The sequence below is a fragment of the Streptomyces sp. NBC_00885 genome, from assembly GCF_045207475.1.
Taxonomy (GTDB): domain Bacteria; phylum Actinomycetota; class Actinomycetes; order Streptomycetales; family Streptomycetaceae; genus Streptomyces.
The window spans coordinates 3,888,898-3,910,118 of record NZ_CP108796.1; the positions used below are offsets into that span (position 1 = coordinate 3,888,898).

General features: G+C 70.1%; 21 protein-coding genes. 3 read left to right on the plus strand and 18 right to left on the minus strand.

Features of this window, described 5'->3' with window-relative positions; all coding sequences use genetic code 11:
• The first annotated feature begins 13 nt into the window (after window positions 1–13).
• Window positions 14–1,063, plus strand: a complete 1,050-nt coding sequence (locus tag OHA61_RS17540; RefSeq protein WP_406303812.1) for a protein NO VEIN domain-containing protein — start codon at window positions 14–16, stop codon at window positions 1,061–1,063.
• 483 nt (window positions 1,064–1,546) lie between these two features.
• Here OHA61_RS17540 and OHA61_RS17545 read toward each other — a convergent pair whose 3' ends face one another.
• The 15 genes from OHA61_RS17545 to OHA61_RS17615 all read right to left on the minus strand — a co-directional run bounded on the left by OHA61_RS17545 (window position 1,547) and on the right by OHA61_RS17615 (window position 16,156).
• Window positions 1,547–2,857 carry an MFS transporter gene (locus OHA61_RS17545; RefSeq protein WP_406303813.1) on the minus strand — a complete coding sequence of 437 codons (1,311 nt, stop codon included), beginning with the start codon at window positions 2,855–2,857 and terminating at the stop codon, window positions 1,547–1,549.
• A gap of 170 nt (window positions 2,858–3,027) precedes the next feature.
• Window positions 3,028–4,314, minus strand: coding sequence for a hypothetical protein (locus OHA61_RS17550; protein ID WP_406303814.1), 1,287 nt, complete (start codon window positions 4,312–4,314; stop codon window positions 3,028–3,030).
• A gap of 84 nt (window positions 4,315–4,398) precedes the next feature.
• Complete coding sequence (locus OHA61_RS17555) at window positions 4,399–4,743, minus strand: hypothetical protein (RefSeq protein ID WP_406303815.1); 345 nt, start codon at window positions 4,741–4,743, stop codon at window positions 4,399–4,401.
• 216 nt (window positions 4,744–4,959) lie between these two features.
• Window positions 4,960–5,865, minus strand: coding sequence for a LysR family transcriptional regulator (locus OHA61_RS17560; protein ID WP_406303816.1), 906 nt, complete (start codon window positions 5,863–5,865; stop codon window positions 4,960–4,962).
• A 37-nt stretch (window positions 5,866–5,902) separates the two neighbouring features.
• Window positions 5,903–7,468, minus strand: a complete 1,566-nt coding sequence (locus OHA61_RS17565; protein ID WP_406303817.1) for a pyridoxal phosphate-dependent decarboxylase family protein — start codon at window positions 7,466–7,468, stop codon at window positions 5,903–5,905.
• A gap of 66 nt (window positions 7,469–7,534) precedes the next feature.
• Window positions 7,535–8,482, minus strand: a complete 948-nt coding sequence (locus OHA61_RS17570; RefSeq protein ID WP_406303818.1) for an EamA family transporter — start codon at window positions 8,480–8,482, stop codon at window positions 7,535–7,537.
• A 43-nt stretch (window positions 8,483–8,525) separates the two neighbouring features.
• A complete protein-coding gene (locus OHA61_RS17575; protein ID WP_406303819.1) occupies window positions 8,526–9,488 on the minus strand; it encodes a quinone oxidoreductase family protein in 963 nt (320 codons plus the stop codon).
• Window positions 9,488–10,975 (minus strand): methylaspartate mutase, encoded by a 1,488-nt coding sequence (locus OHA61_RS17580; protein ID WP_406303820.1) that lies wholly within the window; start codon window positions 10,973–10,975, stop codon window positions 9,488–9,490. The genes OHA61_RS17575 and OHA61_RS17580 overlap by 1 nt, the downstream gene beginning before the upstream one ends.
• On the minus strand, window positions 10,972–11,433 hold the full coding sequence (locus tag OHA61_RS17585) for a cobalamin-dependent protein (RefSeq protein WP_361907241.1): 462 nt from the start codon (window positions 11,431–11,433) through the stop codon (window positions 10,972–10,974). Before OHA61_RS17585 ends, OHA61_RS17580 begins: the two co-directional genes overlap by 4 nt.
• Window positions 11,434–11,481: 48 nt before the next feature.
• Window positions 11,482–12,699 (minus strand): fatty acid desaturase, encoded by a 1,218-nt coding sequence (locus OHA61_RS17590; protein ID WP_406303821.1) that lies wholly within the window; start codon window positions 12,697–12,699, stop codon window positions 11,482–11,484.
• Between the two features lie 23 nt (window positions 12,700–12,722).
• The gene (locus OHA61_RS17595; RefSeq protein WP_406303822.1) at window positions 12,723–12,881 is read right to left on the minus strand and encodes a hypothetical protein; all 159 of its coding nucleotides are present in this window, start codon (window positions 12,879–12,881) and stop codon (window positions 12,723–12,725) included.
• Window positions 12,882–13,178, minus strand: coding sequence for a 2Fe-2S iron-sulfur cluster-binding protein (locus tag OHA61_RS17600; protein WP_406303823.1), 297 nt, complete (start codon window positions 13,176–13,178; stop codon window positions 12,882–12,884). It lies immediately after the preceding gene.
• 212 nt (window positions 13,179–13,390) lie between these two features.
• A complete protein-coding gene (locus tag OHA61_RS17605; protein ID WP_406303824.1) occupies window positions 13,391–14,452 on the minus strand; it encodes an NAD(P)/FAD-dependent oxidoreductase in 1,062 nt (353 codons plus the stop codon).
• Complete coding sequence (locus OHA61_RS17610) at window positions 14,449–15,402, minus strand: 2-dehydropantoate 2-reductase (protein WP_406303825.1); 954 nt, start codon at window positions 15,400–15,402, stop codon at window positions 14,449–14,451. Before OHA61_RS17610 ends, OHA61_RS17605 begins: the two co-directional genes overlap by 4 nt.
• Before the next feature lie 154 nt (window positions 15,403–15,556).
• Complete coding sequence (locus OHA61_RS17615) at window positions 15,557–16,156, minus strand: TetR family transcriptional regulator (RefSeq protein WP_406303826.1); 600 nt, start codon at window positions 16,154–16,156, stop codon at window positions 15,557–15,559.
• Window positions 16,157–16,438: 282 nt separating this feature from the next.
• Between OHA61_RS17615 and OHA61_RS17620 the strand changes: the two genes are divergently transcribed.
• A complete protein-coding gene (locus tag OHA61_RS17620) occupies window positions 16,439–17,533 on the plus strand; it encodes an IS701 family transposase (RefSeq protein ID WP_406303827.1) in 1,095 nt (364 codons plus the stop codon).
• A gap of 105 nt (window positions 17,534–17,638) precedes the next feature.
• Here OHA61_RS17620 and OHA61_RS17625 read toward each other — a convergent pair whose 3' ends face one another.
• The 3 genes from OHA61_RS17625 to OHA61_RS17635 all read right to left on the minus strand — a co-directional run bounded on the left by OHA61_RS17625 (window position 17,639) and on the right by OHA61_RS17635 (window position 19,963).
• Entirely contained in the window at window positions 17,639–18,412 is a 774-nt protein-coding gene (locus tag OHA61_RS17625; protein WP_406303828.1) for an SDR family NAD(P)-dependent oxidoreductase, read from the minus strand.
• An 88-nt stretch (window positions 18,413–18,500) separates the two neighbouring features.
• Window positions 18,501–19,199: an HAD family phosphatase gene (locus OHA61_RS17630; RefSeq protein ID WP_406303829.1), complete on the minus strand. Its 699-nt coding sequence runs from the start codon at window positions 19,197–19,199 to the stop codon at window positions 18,501–18,503.
• 74 nt (window positions 19,200–19,273) lie between these two features.
• Window positions 19,274–19,963 carry a ScbR family autoregulator-binding transcription factor gene (locus OHA61_RS17635; RefSeq protein WP_361907261.1) on the minus strand — a complete coding sequence of 230 codons (690 nt, stop codon included), beginning with the start codon at window positions 19,961–19,963 and terminating at the stop codon, window positions 19,274–19,276.
• A 261-nt stretch (window positions 19,964–20,224) separates the two neighbouring features.
• Here OHA61_RS17635 and OHA61_RS17640 point away from each other — a divergent pair, with 261 nt between their 5' ends.
• The gene (locus OHA61_RS17640) at window positions 20,225–21,178 is read left to right on the plus strand and encodes a ScbA/BarX family gamma-butyrolactone biosynthesis protein (protein ID WP_406303830.1); all 954 of its coding nucleotides are present in this window, start codon (window positions 20,225–20,227) and stop codon (window positions 21,176–21,178) included.
• Window positions 21,179–21,221: the final 43 nt, after the last annotated feature.

A 21,221-nucleotide genomic window follows, 5' to 3' on the forward strand; every position in this document is an offset into this window, starting at 1 on the left:
AGTCAGGGGGACCATGGCCATAAACAAGTGGTGGAGACACGACCCGAACGAGCGGTATTGGCTGGAGATCACGAACCGCGAGGACATTGGTACCAACCTGCTCGCGCCCCAAGCCAACGATCGGGGTGAGGAGTACTGGTCCTATGCGCTCGTACGCGAGGTACGGCCCGGTGATCTCGTTTTGCACTGGGACAAGAACCACGGTCCTGGCGTGGTGGGGTACTCCCACGTTCGGCGTGAACCGTTTGCGTCCACAATCACCTGGCAGAGTCGGGGGACCTACGGTCGCCAGCGGAGCGCGTCCGGTCCAGAGCCCGCTTGGGAAGCTCCTCTCGGCGGGTACCGAAGGTTGCAGCGCCCCGTCACTCAGACGCGCCTCCGTGAGGTCGAGCCGACAATCCGAGCTCTGCGGGATCGCCTCACAGAAGCAGTCGCAGGCCCGCTCTACTTCCCCTTCGCGCTGTCGGATGCACGGCCTCTTCGTGCTGCACAGGGCTACCTGACCAAGCTCCCACGAGAATTAGTCGAAGAGCTGCCCGAACTGCGGGAGTTGCGCCAGACCGCTATCTCTGAGCCCCACGAGCCGGAAGCAGCCGACCTGCCGCCCACTTCGCTGCCCAAGCCGCGCAGGTCCACCGGTTACGGCCGGCAGCGCGATGCGAACCGGCGGCAGGCCGTCGAACGGTATGCGATGGATCTCGTGCTCAGCCACTACCGCTCACTGGGCTACGAGGTTGAGGACGTGGGTGATCACTCGCCGTGGGACGTCACCGCGCGCAAGAACGGGACCGAGGTTCACGTAGAGGTGAAGGGGAGCACCACCACCCGCGAGGCTATCGACCTGACCGAAGGGGAGGTGCGCCACGCGGAAGGTATCCCCACCTGCCTGGTAGTGATAGATCAAATCGAACTTGGTGACGATCTCCACTGCCATGGGGGACGTTGGCGTACGTGGAACGACTGGGCACCAGCACGGGAGGAGCTTGTTGCGACTGCCTACCGCTACCCGCTGCCAGAGGCAGGACACGGGGGGTCTCCCTTCTGCCCAATCGCCCCTGGATAGAGAGACTCTGAGGCTGGGAGAAATCCGGGAGAAGATCTTCTCCCGCCGTCTCGCGGCGACCTCGCCGTACCAACGCGCACCAACGCTCTGACCTGCACAACTAGCTTTCGGATCAGGTCTCGATCTTGCCGTGACCTTATTCGGGACGAAGAGGTCGTGGGTTCAAATCCCGCCACCCCGACAGCTTGAGCAACAGGTCAGGGCCGGTTTTCCTTCACGGGAAACCGGCCCTGACTCGTTCCTCGGGGCCTCTGGGGAGTGAACGGGGAGTGGATCAAGGAAATCCACTCCCCGAGCGTCACCCCTGGCGCGCTCTCAGCAAGGCATCGAGCGCACGCACCGGGGACCGAGGATGCATGGCCAACCGCGCCTCCACCGACTCCTCCCACTGCTCGGTCAGTTCATCCATGAGCCGATTCCTCATCCGTGCGGTGATGTCCTGAATCGCATCCCAGTGCCGGCCCGCTGCTCGGGCGCGGGCGGTCAGGCCGGGACGACCGGCTCCGAGTGCTCAGGGGTCTGCTGCGTCTCGGGCTGCTGCGCTCCCTTCGCCCCCAGCCCTCGCAGGTCCACCCAGCGCAGCGTGACCAGGGTCAGCAGGACGGGCAGGGTGCCGCCCAGGACAAAGAGCCAGATCATGAACTCACGGCTGGAGCCGATGCCGGCGAGGGCCGCCGAGACGGGGACCAGGGCCAGGGAACCCAGCCAGTCGATGCTGATGACCCGGCCCCGGACCGAGCTAGGCACCGAGGTCTGCACGAGCGTCGACCAGTAGACGTTGCCCGCCGTCGAGAAGAAGCCGTACACCGCGCCCAGCGGCAGCAGCAGCCAGAAGGACGGGGCGAAGACCATCAGGGCCAGCGGGGCGGCGCCGGCCGTCCATGCGAGGAGCATCCGGCGGGGGTAGTCGCGGGGCGGCTTGCGCGAGGCGAGGAGGAAGGAGCTCACCACGGCCGCGATGCCGGTGACGGCGATGAGCAGGCCGTAGTCGCGTGCGTCCCCGCCGAGGTCGTTGTGGATCAGGAACGGCAGCAGCACCTGGCGCGGGCCGGACTGGAGCAGCAGGACCACGCCGGACCACACGATCAGCACCCACAGCCAGCGCTCCCCGAAGAGGTAGCGCAGGGCCTGACGGTACGGGACGGGCTCACCCTCCGGCTCGGCCTCGCCGTCGCCCCCGCTGCCCTGGGCCCCTGCGACGGTCCGCGAGTTGATCGCGGCTGCGCACAGTGCGGCCACGGCGAAGCTCACGGCGTTGAGGGCGATGATGGCGAAGGAGTCGACCAGTGCGATGAGCAGGCCGCCGATGCCGGGCCCGACCATGCGGACGGCGAGCGAACGGACTATGGACTCCAGGGCGTTGGCGGCGTGCAGGTCGTCCTCGGGGACGAGGTCGGGGGTGAAGGCGTCGGCCGCCGGTCCGCTGATGGCCGCGGCGGCGCCGAGCACGAACGCGGCTCCGACCAGCTGCCAGATCTCCAGTTGCCCGGACACGTGGATGACGGCGAGCGTTGCGAGCGCGGCGAAGGCGGCCGCGAACGACCAGCCGATGACGTGCTTGCGCGGGTAGCGGTCGGCGAGGGCTCCACCGATCAGGACGCAGGAGATCAGGCCCACCGCCTCGGCGCCGACGACCATGGACAGACCCGAGTTGTCGGCCCCCAGCTCGATGGCGACCCATGGCAGGGCGACCATCCAGACCCCGTCCCCCAGCATGCTGATGAGGTAGGAGGCGAAGAGTAAGCGGTAGTTCCGGTGCCGCAAGGGCGCCAGGGGCTTGGTCAGGGACAACATGGGGATTCCCAACTGTGTGAGATGTTCGGTGGGTTGGGCATGCCGGAGCGGCCGGCGTCGACACGGCTGAGGCCGTGGGTGCTGCCACCGAATCGTGGTGGCCGCACCCACGGCGGGAGTGGGGAAGGGGTTCAGGGGGCGGGGGACGGGAGCGGGTTGCGGGGTGGGCGTCAGGAAGTCGTCGGGATCTTCCTCCTGAGCGCGATCCGGATATCCTTTCCGCCCTCGCCGGTGATCATCATCACGGACGGTGTCGAGTGTGTGATGGGCATCGCCCGGAGCTCCTTCTGGTCCGCGACGCGTGCCTCGTAGTACTCCTGGCCGGCGGGCACCGTGTTGGCGCGCAGCGCGGGGATCGGACGGCGGTCGACATTCCAGTCGATGACGTCGTTGCCGGGCAGGTACTCGCTGCCGTCCTCGGGGAGCAGCGTGCGGGGCCGGTTGATCGTGTAGACGTTCTCCAGGTGCTCGAAGGCGTGGCCGACACCCGGCGGCAGGAGCAGGTACCGCTCGGGGTCGGGGGTGAAGGTGAACGCGACGTCGGCGCCGTAGGTGGGCGAGTCGACCCGGGTGTCGATCAGGTTGATCGTCACCTCCTGGTCGCGCGGGCCGACGAAGGTCAGCCGGTCCTCCTGGCCGAGGTGGATGCCGTACGCATCGTGGGTGTAGCGGGTCTCGCCGTGGTCGATGAAGTAGAGCGGGTGGCGGTCGAGGAGGGCTGAGAAGCCCGATTCGGGTCCGCTGCGGATCACCGGGTGCCGTACCCATCCGACGCCGAACACCCCGTCGAAGGGCTCCCAGTTCTTCTTGCCGTCCGCGGGGAGCGGCCTGCGCAGCTCGACCCGACGGGTCGTGCCGTCGGCGAGCTTGACGTCGCGGGTGACCGGGTACTCGTACGCGATCTTCGGGATCATCGCCCGCTGCTGCGCCGCCACCATGTCGTACCAGAGTTCGCCGGCCGGGTGGGTGTTGGGCCTGTACAGCGGGAGGTCCTCGTCGGACACGTTCAGCGGCAGGTTGATGATGTCGGCGTCCGGCTGCCAGTCCAGGGTGCCGTGTACCCATTCCTTGGGGTCCGGGAGGAAGAGTTCGTAGGAGTTGACGGAGTTCACGAACTCCAGGCCGTCGAAGGTGTGGGCCACACCCGGCGGGATGTACAACGCGCGGGCGGAGGTCGGGGACCAGGTGTGCATCTCGCGCACGCCGGCGGTGGGTGAACCCTCGCGGCAGTCGATGAAATAGCCGGTGATCGTGCGGGTGCTGGGACCCATGAAGGTCAGCCAGTCGGCCTGGCCGAGGTGAATCCCGTAATGTCCGTAGCTGAATTCCGTCTCACCGTGAAAAACCAGGGTCGCGGGCCGCAGGGTGGGAAAGGGGACGACGTAGGAATCGTTCCCGTTCTCGATCTGCCAGTTCTCGCGCCAGCCCAGTCCCTCGATGGCGAACGACTCGTTCATTATTGTCCTTCCTTTCCTGAATTTGCGGCCGGGAGGGCAGGGGCGGGCGGGTTACGGCGCCCGCCCCGTGCCAGAGCCCCTGCCTCAGCCGAGGATCTCGACCTCGTAGCCGGCCGCCTCGGCCGCGGCGCGCAGGTCGGCGATGGAGGTGGTGGGCAGCTCCTCGAAGACCTCCGCGACGGCCGCCTGCTTGATGCCGGCCAGCGAGGCGGAGAGGCGGGACGCCTGGTCGCCGCCCTCGAACTTGTTGAACGCGAGGGTCGTCAGCAGGCTCTGCAGGGCCTCGTCACCGGAGGCGGCGGCCTCGCGGAGCTTGCCCAGCGTCACGTCGTCGACCGTGCTCCAGTCGGCGTCGAACTGGGCGCCGCTCGCGTACAGGCCGGTGAGCATCGTCTGGGCGGGGGAGGTGACGGTGGTGTTCGCGGTCATGGCGATCTCCTTGTTCGGGGTTCTCGGTCGTCTCTTTCACGGTTTCCGCCGGGCGGAATCCGGGCCGTTCCTCCCGGCTTTCGCTTTTCCGGCGGTCTGTGTTGATGGATCAATTTCATCATCGGCGCCGGGGTCGGTCAATGGATTCCCGATCGGCTCCGGAATTCACGGAATTCGGACATCCCGATGGCTTCTCGCGATTTCCGTTCCCGGAATTCAGGCGGCGATTTGGTCGCTTTCCTCGGCCATGAATTCGCTGACCTTGTCGATGAACAGGCGCATCTCCCTGGTCAGTCGCGTGCCCCGACGCCACACAAGCTGGGTGTGGACCTCGCAGGGCGGCCACCACGCCAGTGGCACGAGGGTGCCCTCGTCGATGCCCTCCTCCACCGCCACGGCGGGCAGCAGGGCGATCCCGAGGCCCGACGCCGCCCAGCGCTTCGCGGACTCCACGGTCCCGGACTCCAGCAGCGGGGTCGGTCCCCGACCGCCCCACAACTCCCGTTCCAGCAGCCTGCGGTAGCCCGGCCCGGCCTCGGGCGCGAGGACGCGCACGTCGCGCAACTGGTCCGCCGTCACCAGCCGGCGCCCGGCCGGAGCATGACCGGGCGCGGCCACGGCGACCACGGGCTCGGAGCGCAGTACGACGCCGTCCGTGCCGGCGTGCCCGGTCTCGACGTCCGTCAGCAGCCCGAGGTCGAGGCTCCCTTGCCGCAGCGCCTGCACGGTCTCCGCGCCGGCGCCGGGGCGCAGCACGACCTGGAGTCCCGGATAGCGGTGGTGGAAGAACTCCAGCAGGGGTGGCATGTGGTACGTGGCGATGCTCTCCATGGTGCCGACGAGCAGCCGGCCCGACGGCTCGGTGCCGCCCTTCGTGGCGTTGCGGGCCTCGTCGGCCAGGTGCAGCAACTGCTCGGCGTACGGCAGGAACCGCTGCCCGGCCTGGGTGAGCCGGACGCTGCGGCCCGAGAGCCGTTCGAACAGCTCGACGCCCAGGGAGTTCTCCAGGCCCCTGATCTGGCCGGTGACGCTGGACTGGGCGTAGTTGAGCTCCGCTGCCGCCCGGCTGAAGCTGAGCAGTGTGGCTGCCATCTGAAATGTCGTGAGCTGGCGGATGTCCACGTGGTCCTCCGGGGTTGAAGTCGCGCCGGCTGCTCGGTCAGTCGCTGTGCCCGCTCCCGACGCCGTCGGCGCCCGGGGCGGTGGTGGCCAGCTCCCGGGCGACGGCCGCGATGTCCGCGAGCAGGCCGTCGATGTCGTCCTCGGTCGTGGTCGGGTTGAGGAAGACGAGCTTGAGATGGACCTGGGGCTCGCCGTCCGGGCCGGGAACCTTCGTCCGGGCCAGCAGCGCACGTCCGTCGGCCATCAACTTCCGCCGGACGGCGGCGTTCCAGACGCTGTTCCAAGCGCTCGCGTCGGCGGCCGGCGCTGCCCCGGCGGGGGGCCGGCAGCGGAAGATCACCGTGCTGAGCAGCGGCTCCGCCACCAGGTCGAGGTCGGTCCCGGCCGCGATCCGGGCCGCGGCATACCGGGCCTGGCCGTGGCAGGCGTCCACCCAGGCGCCCATGCCCTCACGGCCGAGCGTCAGGAGCGAGGCTGCGATCTTGAAGGCGTCCGAGCGGCGGGTGGTCTGCATCGAGGTGCCGAGCAGGGCGGTGAAGCCGGCGGCCTCGTCGTCGGTGGGGTTGAGGTAGACGGCCTGCTGGCTCAGGCACCGGAGGTGCTGCTCGTCGCGCACCAGCAGGACGCTCGAAGAGGCCGGGGTCCAGCCGAACTTGTGCAGGTCGAAGGCGATCGAGTCGGCACGGTCCAGGCCGTCGAGGAGCGGGGCGAGCGTCGGGGAGAACAGCGCCCCGATGCCGTAGGCCGCGTCCACGTGCAGCCAGATGCCGCGGTCGGCGGCGATCGCGGCCAGCTCGGGCAGCGGGTCGAAGGATCCGTGGTCGGTCGTACCGGCTGTCGCGACGAGGGCCACCGGGACCTCGTCGGGGGCGAGGCCGTCGAGTATGCGTCGTGCCTCGTGCGGGATCATCCGGCCCCGGTCGTCCACCGGCACGATGATCACGGAGTCCCTGCCGAGGCCGAGGAAGCCGGCGGCGCGGGCGATGGAGAAGTGGGCGGCGGCCGAGCACAGGATCAGCGGCCGCACCCCCAGGCCGAGCAGGCCCGACTGCGACACTTCGCCGGGGCCGTGTCCGCCCACGCTCCGCAGCGCGTGGTCGCGGCTGAGCAGCAGGCCCATCAGGTTGGAGATGCTGCCGCCCGGGGTCAGGGTTCCCGAGGCCTGCTCGCCGAAGCCGACCCAGGAAGCCATCTCGCCGATCAGCCGTCGTTCCAGCTCCAGCGCGAAGGGACCGCTCTCCCAGGAGTGCAGCGACTGGTTCAGGACTGCGGCGAGCAGTTCGGCGGCGGCCGCCGCCGCCGTGGGGGCGCACTGCATGCGGGACACGGCGGACGGATGAGTGAGGTCGGCCGCCCAGTGCGCGTACGCGTCGAAGAGGTCGGTCACCCGCCGGGCGCTGGGCCGGTCGGCGAGGAAGTCGTCCCCGTCCAGTATTCGCCGTACCGCGGCGACCGCCGCCTGGGGACCGCCGGGCGCGACCGGGCCCCCGCGCTTGAGCGAGGCGTCGTGGAGCGCGCCGAACGCGGACTCCACCAGTTCCCTCAGCTGCTCGAGTCCCTCCGGGCGGCCGGCCAGAGCTGCGTTTCTGCCTGTGTCGATCACTGTTGCGGTCCTTGGTCTCATGAGGTGGGGGAGGTGGTGGCGAGGTCAGGGAGCAGGGAGCTCCGGTCAGGTGGTGACCAGGTCCTCGGTAGCCGAACGCGCCCCGCGGATCACGCCGATCGACGCGACGACCACCGCCGCGAGACCCAGCGCCTGGGGCAGCGAGATGGTCTCGTGCAGGACGAGGAGGGCGACGAGCGCGCCGATCGCCGGTTCCAGGCTCAGCAGCACCCCGAAGACGAGGGCGGACACCCGGCGCAGCGTCTCCATCTCGCAGGTGTACGGAACGAGCGACGACAGCATCGCGACGCCGAAGCCGAAGGCCAGCACCTCAGGACGGGCGAGCGCGGAGCCGCCCTCGGCGAGCCCCATCGGCAGGGCGCACACCGTACCGACGGCCATCGCGAGCGCCAGCCCGCCCCCGCCGGGCAGCAGCGCCCCGACCCGGGCGGACAGCGGCACGTAGGAGCCCCAGAAAACGGCACACAGCAGGGCGATCAGCAGTCCGGTGACACCGGCCGCGCCGCCCTGCCAGCCGAGCAGCGCGATGCCGCAGCCCGCGAGCACGGCCCACAGCCGGTCCCGGGCCCGGCGCGACGCCAGGGCGGCGACGGTGAGCGGGCCCGCCATGCCGACGGTGAGGGCGATACCGACGGGCATCCGGGCCATGGCCAGGTAGAAGCACATGTTCATGCCGGCGATGGCGATCCCGAGGACGGCCACCGTGCCCGCAGTGCGCCGGTCCAGGCGCAGCGAGGGGCGCCACCACAACAGGAGCACGACCGCGGCGAAGCCGAGCCTCATCACGGTCATGGCGGCGGGGCCCACCGTGCCGAACAGCTGCTTGGCGAAGGCCGCGCCCAGCTGGGTGCTCACCATCCCGATCAGCATCAGCAGCGGTGCCGGGACCACGCCGATGCCCCGGCGGGCGGTGTCACCGGCCGGTGCCACCGCCTTAACCGGTGCGGTCGCGGTCGTCACGGTGGTCGCGTTGGCGCTCACGTCGACGCTCATGCCGTCGTCCTTCCTTGCCTTGTCCTGTGTTCCGGGGGCGGTGTCACGGTGTGAGCAGGACCTTGCCGGTGGTGGCCCGGCTCTCCAGGAGCGCGTGCGCGCGTGCCGCTTCGGCCAGTTGCAGCCGGGCGAGCACGTCGGGGCGCACGACACCGGCGGCGACGTACCCGAAGAGGTCGGACGCCGCGCTCCGCAGCGACGCGGCGTCCGGGACGTGGTCGGCCAGTGTGGGCCGGGTCAAGTACAGGGACCCGGCGGTGCGCAGCAGCTCCACGTCGAACGGCGGGACGGGGCCGCTGGACAGTCCGCAGACGGCGAGCGTGCCGCGGCGGCGCAGGGACCTGACGCTGGCCGCGAACGTCGCCGCGCCCACCGAGTCGAAGACCGCGTGCGCGCCCTCGCCGCCGGTGAGGTCACGGACTCCGGTGTCGAACTCCTCGTACGGAAGGGCGTGGTGGGCACCCGCGGCGAGTGCCGTCTGCCGCTTCTCCTCGCTGGAGGCGACGGCGACGACGTTCGCTCCGCGGTGCGCGGCCAGCTGCACCAGGAGCTGTCCGAGGCCGCCGGCCGCGGCGAGCACCACGACGGTCTCGCCGGGCGCCACAGGATGCGTGGTGTGGCTCAGGTAGTGCGCGGCGAGTCCCTGGAGCAGTACCGCGGCCGCGTCGGTCAGGGCGACGCCGTCGGGGACGGGCACCAGCTTGGCGGCCGGGACGGCGGTGTATTCGGCGTAGGCGCCGAGCTGGGTGGCGTACGCGACGCGGTCGCCCGGTGCGAAGTCCTCGACGCCCTCACCCACGGCGGTGACGACCCCCGCGCCCTCCTGGCCGGGGACGAACGGGTACGCCGTGGGGTAGGTGCCGTTGCGGTAGTAGACGTCGATGAAGTTGAGGCCGACGGCCTCGTTACGGACGACGACCTGGCCGGCTCCCGCCTCGGGTTCGGGCAGGTCGGTGACGGTGAGGTGCTCGGGGCCGCCGGGCCGGCTGACGTGGAGGGCGCGCATCAGTTCCTCGATTCGATGGGTGCGGTGGGGGGATGGGCTGTCGCGGGCCGGGGACGCGGGGCCCGCCGGACGGTGGACTGCGGCTCGGGTTCGCCGAAGAGCCGGCGGAAGTAGTCGATGTCGTTGGTGAGTCCGGACATCAGGGTGTCGAGGCTCGGGTCGGTGCCGTCCACGGCGTGCAGGAGTTCCTCGTTTCGACGCAGCCGGTCCGTTCCGAAAGGCAGTTCGCCGGCGGACAGGTAGCGGATGGCGCCGGTGGCGTCGCGCCGCGGGATGACGTCGGAGCGGGCGTACCGGCTGGCGCTGAACGGTATGTCCAGCCGCCCCTCGGCGAAGGCCTCGACGATCGCCTCGATCAGGTCGGGGCGATCCAGCAGCGGCTCGACGAGGTCGGCGACCTCGGCGAGTATCCACTCCATCTCCGTGGCGACCTGGCCGTCGTCGGCCGAGAGGAAGTCCAGCAGCGGCGAGTTGGCCCGGTCCGCGAGCCGCAGACCGGCCAGGTTCGCCGCGGTGTCGGGGATGCCGAACGCCTCCTGGTAGGTCTTGGTGATCAGCTTGGAGGCGCCGCCGAGGCGGGCCACGAGCGCCCCGTAGAAGATGAGGTCCTCGGCGTTGCCGCGCTCGCGCGGGAAGACGCCCATGAACTCGTGCAGCACGGCGTGGACCTGGATGCCGGCCGGGAGGTAGCGCTCGGCGAGCACCGGGATGCTGCGCAGGGCGGCGACGTCCTGGACGAGGTGGCCGCCTTGCGGGTAGGCCACGGAGATGCAGCGCACTCCGGCCCGGGCAGCGAGTACCGCCTCCAGGACGCTGACGGCGAGGCTGATGGAGGGCGGTACGAGCACCGCGGTCAGGGTGCCGAACAGCTCCCGGTCGATGATCACGCCGTGCTCGGCCAGCTCGCCGCAGGCCCGGTCCACGTCCTGCCAGGCGCCGAGGGACTCGGCGAGGGGTACGGCCTTGGAGTACGGCAGGTTGTACGAGATGCCACCGCCCTCGAACGAGGTGATGCCGGAGGCGACGGAGACGTCGAAGAGGATCCGGGCGTCCGGCGAGCCGTGCCGGATCTCCAGTGGTGCGTCGACGAGTTCGTTGAGTTCCCGGCCGCGCTGCCAGCCATGTGCGACCAGTGGATAGCCGTTCAGGTCGGCGGGACGCAGGTTGAGCGTGCGCCGCGCCTCCCCGAACCGCTTGAGACGGGTGTGGGAGTCGATGGTGAGCGTCAGGATGTCGGGCCGGGCCTCGGCCTCCAGAGCGGCGAGGAGCTGCTTCATCTCCTCGTGCCCGCCGACACCGCAGCGCGGCTGGATGGCCACCCTGCCGTTGTCCTTGCACTCCTGCAGCACCTCGGCGGCGGTGGCCTTGCCGAGCGCGGCGATGTACGCGGCCGACTCGGCCGGTGTGGGCAGGGCGCTCGGGCAGGCCAGGAGGCCCTTGAAGGACCGCGTGCCGTGGCCGATCCGCGTCGGGGAGGTAACGCTCATGACGCCGACAGGCCGGAGAGCAGGGAACGGCCGCGGGAGTCGCACAGTTCGTCGAGTAGGGCGGGCAGTTCGGAGGGGTCGGACAGGATGTGGTCCACGCCCGCGGCGTAGAGGCGGTCGTGGGCCGAGGAGTCCTTGTGGCTGCCGACGGAGAGATTGCCGCCGACGATGACCGGGCAGGTGATCCGGCCGGACCGCTTGGCCTGGTCCAGATCCCGCAGGTCCTCGTGGACGTGGCCGTTGAGACTGCCGATCACGACGGCCTCGGCGTCGGGGTGCTGCTCGCACGCCTCGGCGAACTCCTCGACGGGGGTGCAGGTGCCGAGGTTGACGACGTCGAAGCCGAGGCCGCGCAGCGAGTAGGCGATGAGGTGGTTCGCGACCGCGTGGCTGTCGCTGGCCGCCACACCGAGGATGACCGTACGGCGTGCTGTGTGCTGGCTGGGCAAGATGCGCATCGAAGCTTCCTGGATCGGGATCGGGGTATCGGTCGCCTGGCGGGGCGGTCAGTCGTCGAAGGCGGCGAACAGCTCGCGCTTGCTCACCGACTGCAGCCGGCCGAGGTCGAACTCCTCGGGGTCGGCGGCGGCCAGCGAGTCGAAGACGTAGCTGATCGCCGGGACCAGGCCCCAGACCTCGTGGTACGGCGGCTGGTTCGGACCGCCGGCGGTGGCGTCCTGGTGGCGGGCGAAGATGTAGTTGGACCAGTCCGTGCTGCGCGGCTGACGGTGGTGGTAGTCGTGCACCACGGTGTCGCCGGTCAGGACGAGGTAGCGGGACGGGGCGTGCACGAACAGCAGCCGCAGGGTCCAGCGGGTCCAGGCCAGGGCCCGGCGCCCGGCCGGCAGTCCGGCCGACGGGGCCCGGTCGCCGATGAAGATGGCGTTGGTCAGCGATGCGAAGTACGCCCGGCTGCGCCGGTCCTCGACGCCAGGCTCCGGGAATGTGTGCTTCACGCACAGCCGCAGGGTGTTGCTGATCTGGAAGAGCGGGACCAGCGGCACGAACCAGACGACGAGCAGGGCTTGCCAGGTCCCGGTCAGCACGGTGGCGGTGACGGCCGTGCCGTACAGGGAGAGGGCGGAGACCTTCTCGCTGCGCGCCGACTCGTGCCAGAAGGACCGCACGCGGGAGATGGCGAAGGCGAAGTGGAAGCGCGGGGAGACCAGCTTGCCCAGCAGCCGGCGCCACATCTCGCGGCGGCTCATGCGCGGGCTCATCCCGAGGCTGACCAGGAAGGCCTGGACCGTGGGGTCCTTCAGGGTCATGTGGTCCAGCGCGTGGTGGTCGCTGACGTGTTCGCGGCTGTAGCGCTGGAAGTTCTGGATGATCAGCAGGCTCGATATGGCATGGCCGATGAACCGGTCGGCCCCTCGACGCCGGTACATGTTCCGGTGCGAGCACTGGTGGTAGATCATCATCCGGAGGTTGCGCATCCCGTGGAGCGTCATGGCCCAGCCGGGCAGGAGCAGCAGCAGGAAGGCCCCGCCGACGGCGAGTCCCAGCGTGCTGACCAGGACCCCCGCGACCATCGACGCCGTGGCCGTGACCAGGTGGAAGGACGGGGTCCAGCCGGGCGATGCCTGCCCCGGCAGGGCCTTGCCGGTGAAGATCGTCAGCGGGTACTGGAGGAACGCCGGAAGGGCGGTCATGGACTGGCGCGGGTCGGACAACTCGACGACGGGCAGGGAGGTGGACAGAGGCTGCCGGTTGATGACTGCCACAGGGACTCCTGGAGAGAGGGAACCTACGAGGGGGAGGAGTTCAGCCGTACACCGGCCGAACAGGGGACCGGCGCCGCCGCGCCGGTCATCGACATCAGGGCTCGGGCGTCCTGGTGGGTGAGGACGACCTCGAAGTAGTCGGCTTCCTTCGAGGGCCTGCCGATGTCGCGGATCACGTTCATTCACTGCTCCGAGACGCGAACGGTCGCGGAATCCAGGAGGCGGCACTGGCAGGCGAGTCGGTAATTGCCGTCGTCCTTGCCGAGGTCCTCCAGAAAGTCCGCTTCGTCGGGGTCCGCCTCCCCGAGCGAGTCGAATCCGTCGAGGACTTCGACGACGCATGCCCCGCAGGCACCCGATCGGCAGCCGAAGGGAATCAACTGGTCCGGCGTCTCGTATTCGATGTCCGTGAGCGGAGAGCCCGCCGGCAGCATGATTTCCACGCCTTCCGGCATGACGGTGAGTTTGTTGAGGAGCATCGGTGTCAAAGCCCCCTCCGGGCATGTCGGACATCCCGGCGTGCGCGGGATGAGGGTCGTCGGGCCGGTGTGGTGGCCCGTGGGTGCGGGCGCGTGGTGCGGGTGCGCCCGCCGGGACTGTGTGCCGGCCGGTACGCCGTAGCTGCGCCGACCAGTTCGCCGGTTCCACACCGGCTTCTACGTCGGTGTCCGCGGCGACGCTGCGCAGGGCGCTACGCGGCAGCCGCGGCCGGGAGGTCCGATACCGACCGCACCAACGGGGCGGCCGGAACCGTGGCTCTGCCGTAGGACGCGTCGGAGGAGTGCTCCGGCGCCAGCCGCTCGCCGGGCCGCAGGGCGACGGCGCCATGGTTGACCGCGGTACCGGCTTCCCCGAAGCCGACCGTGATCAGCGGTACGCGACCCGGATACGTGCACCCGTCGCCGACCGCGTAGACCTGGGGAAGGTTGGTGCGCATGGACTGGTCGACCCGGATCCTGCGCTGTTCGAGATCGATCCCCCATTCGGCGACGGGGCCGAGACCCGAGGTGAACCCGAGCGCGGCGATGAGCGCCTGCGCGGACAGGGTCAGCACCTCGTCGCCGCACCGGACGTCGACCTGTTCGAGCCGGTCCCCGCCGTGGCAGGCCACGACCTGGGCGTCGCTGATGACGCGCACGGGGGCGGCGTGCAACTGCCGCACGCTGTACTCGTGGGCGCGGAACGCGGCCCGCCGGTGGACGAGGGTGACGCTGCGGGCGATCGGCACCAGCGCCAGCGCCCAGTCCACGGCGCTGTCGCCGCCGCCCACGATCACCACGTCCCGCCCGGCGTGCGCCTCCAGCCGCGGCACGTGGTAGGCGACGCCCCTGCCCTCGTACGGCAATGAGCAGGGCAGCTTGCGCGGGACGAACCTGCCGAGCCCCGCGGCGATCACCACGGCCCCGGCGTCCACCCTGCTGCCGTCGTCGGCGGCGAGCGCCCAGCCCTTGTCGCGGGGCGTCAGGCCGACGGCCGTGCGGCCGAGCAGATAGGCCGTGTCGAACGGAGCGGCCTGCTGGACCAGGTTGTCGACCAGATCCCGGCCCTTGATGCCGGGGTGGCCGGCCACGTCGTAGAGCAGTTTCTCGGGGTACATGGCGGACACCTGGCCGCCGGGTTCGTCCAGCGCGTCGACGACAGCCGTCGACAGTCCGCGGAACCCGGCGTAGTACGCGGCGTACAGCCCGGCGGGTCCGGCTCCCACGATGGCGAGGTCGACCGTGACCTCGGCGGGGTTTGTGGGGGAGGTCATCGGGCGTCTCCTTCGCCGCGCAGCTCGGCGGCGAGGGCTTCGCGCAGGCCGAGGACGTCGTACAGGAATCCGTTCACCGGGGTCGGGGTGCCGAGGCGGGCGCCCAGGCGCACCACCGAACCCGTCCAGGCGTCGAGTTCGGACCGTCTGCCCGCGGCCATGTCGCGGTGCAACGACGTGGTACCGGCGCCGGGTTGTCGGTCGACTATGGCCAGCGTCGTGGCGACGATGTCGTCCGGCAGCCTGACCTCGGCCGCCTCGGCCAGGTGCTGGATCTCGGTCATCGCGGCCACGAGCATCCGCCGGGTGCCCGGCCGGGTCCGTAACGTGCCGATCGGCGCGTCCGTGATCGCGCCGAGGCCGCCGAGCGGTACCACGAACAGGAACTTGGCCCAGAGTTCGGCCCAGATGTCCTGCGGTTCGTCGGTCGTGACACCCGCGTCGGCCAGAGCCGTGCGCAGGCGCTCGACCCGGTCCGACGGCCGGTTGTCCCACTCGCCGAAGGCCAGTGAGCCGAGGCCGCCCACGTGGCGCACGTGCCCGGGCCCTTCGAGCTGCGTGATGATCCTGGCGCTGCCCGGCAGTACCGCGTCCTTGCCGACCGCCTGGGCGACCTCGGCCGGCGCCCGGACGCCGTTCTGGGTGGTCACGACCGCCGTTCCGGGGCCGACGAGCGGCGCCAACATGCCTAACGCATCCGGGAGTTGCCAGGTCTTGACACCGAGGAGGACGAAGTCCACCGCTCCGATGTCGCCGGTGTCCCCGGTCGCCCTGAGGCGGTCGGGGGCCACGTGGAACCCTCCGGTCGGCCCCTCCACGGTCAGTCCGTCGTGCCGGAGGGCTTCGAGATGGGCCCCCCGGGCGACGAATCGGACGTCGTGTCCGGCGGCTGCAAGGCGGCCACCGAAGTAGCCGCCGATACCGCCGGCGCCAACCACCGCTAGCTTCACGGACTCCCCCGTCCCTCTGATGGATGTGCACCTGTCAGTGCGCACCGGAGGGCGATGCCCGTTCCCGGTGGCTCAGAAGAACCATACAGAACGTTCGCTATGTTTTTCTACACCGCCAAGGTCCCCGATCCAGAACCGAACGAGCGGGAAGGTCTCAGGCCGGCTGGGCGGCGACGCCGCCCAGGGCCAGCTGCCAGATCTGTTCGAGCTGGTCGGCGACGCTTTCGACGTCTCCCCGGGGGGCCGGGATCATGCCCCGGATCTGCGACTCGGCGCCGGCCAGCAGATACGCAACCATGGCGGTCACCGTCTGCGGGCGCCCCACCGAGCGCAGCCCGCCGTCCTCACGGGCCCGCTCCAGCACCTGCTCCACCGCCGGGAGCCAGGCCTCGGCCCAGCGGTCCGGCTCGCCCGGCCGCTCCCTGGCCAGTCGCGCGGCCGAGCGTGCGACGACGTTCCGTTCCAGCAGCCCGGCGAGTCCGACCGTCAGCTCGATCACGGCCCGCAGTTCCGGCTCCCGGGACTCCATGACCTCGTCCACCAGGGACCGGGCGATCATCCACCCCTCCTCCTGAACCGCGTCGGCCAGACTGTCCTTGGAGGGAAAGTGAAAGGTCAGGGCCCCCATCGAGACGGCGGCCGTCTTGCAGATCCTGGACAGCCTGGCGCCCTCGTAGCCCACCTGGTCGATCTCCACCGCCGCGGCGTGGACGAGTCCTCTGCGCGTACGCACCGCCCTCTCCTGAACAGCCATCTGTCTCATTCCTCTTCGTCTGGGCCGAGCTACCCGTGCGGGGGAGCCGGACGGCAGGTGTGGTCAGGCCTGCGGTCAGCCTGAGGGCGTCAGCCGTTGCCGGACAACGGCGACGTGCCGAAGTTGTCACCCGCATCCTCTCAAAGAAAAGCGATCGTTCTGTATTCTTCTTGCTCCGGAGGCGTCCACAGTGCGCGGAGGGAGATCGCCATCAGACCCACCCACGAAGCGACTCGTCCAGAGACTTCGACGGAACTCGCCTCGTCGACCCGGGAGCTCGCCTTGTTCACGGAGGAGCTCTTCGGTCATCTGCCGCGCCGGGACCAGAGGCGCTGGGCTCACGCCTGCCTGGAGGGGCTGCTCACCGCACCCGGCCGCAAGTCGGTGCACGGGATGGCCGCGGTCCTGCCCGCACACGGCGGCTCCTGCGCCGCCACCGCCCAGTCGCTGCACCGGTTCATCAACTGCAGCCCCTGGCGGTGGGACCTGGTCTACGAGCGGCTGATCCGCTGGACCGAGCGGCGCGTGACCCCCAGGGCATGGACGGTGGGCACCGTACTGCTGCCCAAGCGTGGACTCTGCTCCGTCGGCGTGCACCGCTACCCGGACCCGGCCGGCCGACGTTCCGTCAACGCCCAGCTCGGGCTGGGCATGTTCCTGTCGACCGGCACCCTGGGCATCCCGGTCGACTGGCGGCTGCACCTGCACGAGCGCTGGTGCGACGACCACGCCTTGCGGCGCCGGGCCCGGATTCCCGAGACGGTCCGCCACCGTCCGCCCTGGGCCCACATCGTCGAACTGGCCGGGGCGTTGGCCGCCCGCACGGGCCTGGCTCCCGCACCCGTCGTTGTGGAACTGCCCCAGCACGGTGACACCGGCCTGCTCGCCGCCGGGCTGAGCCGACAGGGCCTCGACTTCATGATCGCCGTTCCCGCGTCCCTCGCCGTGCTGCCCTTGCACCCCGGCAACACGGCCACCCCGCTGCCCGCCTCGCGCCTGGTGACGCCGGGCGGATCCGGCACCCGGACGATCACGGGCGTCTCGGCCCTCGGCCGGGCCCGGTCCGTGCAGGTGCTCAGCGGACCGGTCCGGCTGGCGGGTGCGGGCGGTCGCAGCGGCAGGCACGGCTACCGGCTGATCGCCGAGGCGCGCGGCGATGCCGCCCGGCCCCCTCGGGTCTGGCTGACCAACCTCGTGCACCGCGGTCCCGCCGAACTGCTCGACCTGGTCGGCCCGTCGGCCTCGACGGTACGGCGCCTGGGGGAGTTCGGCATGCTGGACTTCGAAGGCCGCTCATACCCCGGCTGGCACCACCACATGGCCCTGGTGTCCGCTGCGTACGCCTACCACCGGCTCGACCGAGGCGCCCCGGGGTGACGTGAGCGCAACGCCGGGACGCGGAGCGACGGGCCACGGTCAGACCAGGGTGACACCACGGTCGTAAGGCGAGATGGCCGCCGTACGACCACGGTTGCCGTGCAACTACACGGCGGTCGAACCGCCGTCGACCGCCATCGCCGTGCCCGTGACGAACGAGGCACGGTCGCTGCACAGCCAGGCCGCAGCCTGTGCCACCTCCACGGGCTCGGAGATCCTCCGCTGCACGGAGTCGGCCATGAAGACCTGCTCCAGCTGCGGATGGGCGGTGAGCACGCCGTCCATCATCTCCGTCCTCGAGCTGCCCACGACGAGCGCGTTGAAGCGCAGCCTCTGCCGGCCGTAGTCCAGCGCGGCCGCCCGGGTCAGCCCGATCACCGCGTGCTTCGCCGCGACGTAGGCGGCGGACGCCCCGGTCGCCTTCGTACCGGCGACGCTGGAGGTGTTCACAACGGAACCGCCGGTGCCGGACGCGAGCATCGCCGGTATCTGGTGGCGCAGGCAGTTCCACACCCCGCGCAGGTTGACGTCGACGGTCTGTTCGTACGTCCTGTCGTCGATCTCGTGGAGCGGGATACCGGCGGTGGCGAAACCGGCGTTGTTGAACGCCGCGTCCAGCTTGCCGAACGTATCGACCGCGGCCGACACGCCCCGTTCGACGTCGTCGGAGGACACCACGTCACCGGCCACCGCCAGCGCCTGCCCGCCCGAGCCGCGGATCTCCTCGACGAGCTCCTCCAGCCGGTCCTTCCTCCTGGCCATCAGCACCACCGCCGCCCCTTCCTCGGCGAACAGCCGGGCCGCCGCCGCACCGATCCCGCTGGACGCACCGGTGATCATCGCCACCTTGCCACTCAGCAACTTCCGCCCACCGCTCATGTCCTGGCAGTCCCCTTGCTCGTCGCTTCCGAAGTGCTTCCGTGCAGCCGTGGAGTACGCGCATCCCACGACCCCTGCGGCTGAGTGCTCAGTCCGCCCACACCGTGCCGACCGCGGCCCGGGCGTCGACGGTCCGCAGCAGCGTCTCGTCGACGGCGTGCAGCGAGTCCACCAGGTACCGGACCCCGGCCTCCGCCATCAACTGCCGTTGGAAACTGTGCTCGAAACGGCTGGGGTGGCCGATGAACGGCATACCGAGCAGCCGTGCTGCCTCCGCGACCCTGGCCACGTCGTCGATGACCAGCACCCGGTCGTGCTCAAGGCCGAAGTGGTCGGTGGCGATCTCGTGGAGTCCGGGGCGAATGCCGTCGGTGCAGATGTAGCCGGGCCCGTCGAACAGTCCGGCGTGCCCGCCGAGAAACGTGTCGAAGTGGTCTTTGGCCAGTCCGCCGTAGCAGACGGTCGCCAGGCCCAACTCCCGTAGCCGTAGAACGAGTTCGAGAGCACCCTCGTTGACGTGCACCGGGTGCGTCGCCACGTACCGGGCCCGCTCCTCGAAGTACGCGTCGAGCGCCTCCTCGCCGCTCATGGTGCAGCCGACCGCCTCGGCGAGCAGCCGGCCGGCGACCGCGCGAGGCTGGGAGAAGATGCTGCGTTCCAGCTCGACCGTGTACGAGCAGCCCCGGCTCACCAGGAAGTGGTGGATGACCGGGCTGAAGGTGTCGTTGAGCATGACACCGTCGATGTTGACCGCGCCCAGGCGCAGGTGTGCGAGACCATGACCCATGTGAACCCCCTGTTGGTGCCGCGGGCCACCGCGGCCCACGTCGCGCGGCCCCAGTCGGCCGCGTCGGTGTTCCGTCAGACTTCGTTGCCGGCGGCTTCGGCTGCCGTTCCCCGGGACGCGCCGGCGGCCTGGATGACCGACTGCACACGTCCCGGATTCACTTCGGTGCGGGCGATGACGGCCGGGACCGCGATGCCCGGCAGGAGCAGCTGCCACATCCGCACCGCGCGGTCGGGGAGGTCCGCCCGGGCCTCACTGGCGACCGACGAGTACATCTGCATGCCCGTGCACGCCTCGACCACGAACTCGGCGAGTTCGGCGGGCTCGACACCGGCTTGCAACTCACCCTTGGCCGCGGCCACTTCGAGACACTCGGTCATGATCTGACTCCACTCCAGGTACGGAGTGATGTCCTTGACGCCGAAGGTGCCCTGCTCGCCGGTGAGGCGCACACCCGCCCGCAGGAGCGGGTCCGCCCGGAGTTGGTACGCCCACACCATGGTGATGTCGACCAGCCGCTGCAGTCCCTCGGACTTCAGCCACGGGATGATCGACTCGGGCTGGGCGTTCATGACCGCGCGGGCGAGGTCCTCCTTCGACGCGAAGTGGAAGTAGAGGGCCCCGGCGGTGACCCCGGCCTTCTTCAGGATGCGGTTGATGCTTGCGCCGGCGAAGCCGACCTCGTCGAAGACGTCTGCTGCCGCTCGAAGAATCGACTCGCGGGTCTGGATCGCACGCGCCTGCTTCGGCTGCTGCTGAGTCACCGCACCTCCCAATGAAAAAGAACGTTCCGTATGTTACTAGGCCCCTTCTCCGGTTGCCAGTTGCCTCGGAGTCCCTCATTCCACTTGCCCGAACTATCCATGAGTTTCACCATTTACATCGGTCGTCTTGGTGAATCATTGAGGGTCGCTTTGCCAATTCATGGCACAAAACAAAACGAACACTCTTTATTTTCTCCTCAGGAACGTCTGTTACACGCATCGCAACCGTGCACGGCAAACCTGCTCTAGGGGGACTTCCACTTGTCCATCGCGATCCAGAACCCAGCGACACACAGCTCGTTCGCCACAGCGATTCCTCGTGCGTACGTGCACAAGGCGGAGGAGTCCGAAGTCCTGCTGACCGGGTGGAACCCCGTCGGCCCGGACCGTCACCGCATCACCGCCCGCTGGCCGATCGCCCACCCGTTCTACGGACCTGTCGGTGGATTCCACGATCCGCTGCTCGTCGCGGAGTCGGTCCGACAGTGCGTGCCTCTGCTCAGCCACGTCGCCTACGATGCGCCCTTCGGCCACCGCCAGACCTGGAGCAGCTTCCGCTACGAGCTCGACCCCGCGGCCCTGGCGGTCACCGGAGCCGACGCCGAGGTCGAACTACGCGTCACCTGCTCGGATGTCGTCCGCCGGGGCGGCCGGCTGGCCTCGCTGAACATGCACGTCGAGATGTTCGTCGACGGCCGGCCCCTCGGCACCGTGGAGACCGGCTTCGCCAATCTGTCACCCGCCCTGTACACACGCCTGCGCGGCTCGTACGCCGATCTCGACAAGGCCGTCCGCCGTACCGTCCCGCTCGCGCCGCCGATGCCGTCGGCCCGGGTCGCCCGCGCCCGGCTCACGGACGTCGTCCTGTCCCCCACCAGCTCCCCGGCCCGCAACCAGCTGCGCGTCGACCTCGCCCACCCCGCTCTGTTCGACCACGCCGTCGACCACGTCCCGGGAATGCTGCTGCTGGAAGCCGCCCGCCAGGCTGTGCACGCGCAGACCTACCCCCAGCCGGTGATCGCCACGGCCATGGAAGTGGTCTTCACGCAGTACGTCGAACTCGACGCACCCTGCTGGATCCACACGGAGCCGCTCGCGGACGCCGGTGAACCCCTCGGCCCTGTGCGGGTGTCCGCCGTGCAGAACGGCGCCTGCGCCTTCAGCGCGGTGGTGACGCCGACGGCGGTCACTTCGTCCGTCGGCGTCCGGGACTAGGTTGTCACGGCGGACGAATCGGCCGGCTTGATCAGGGCGGGGC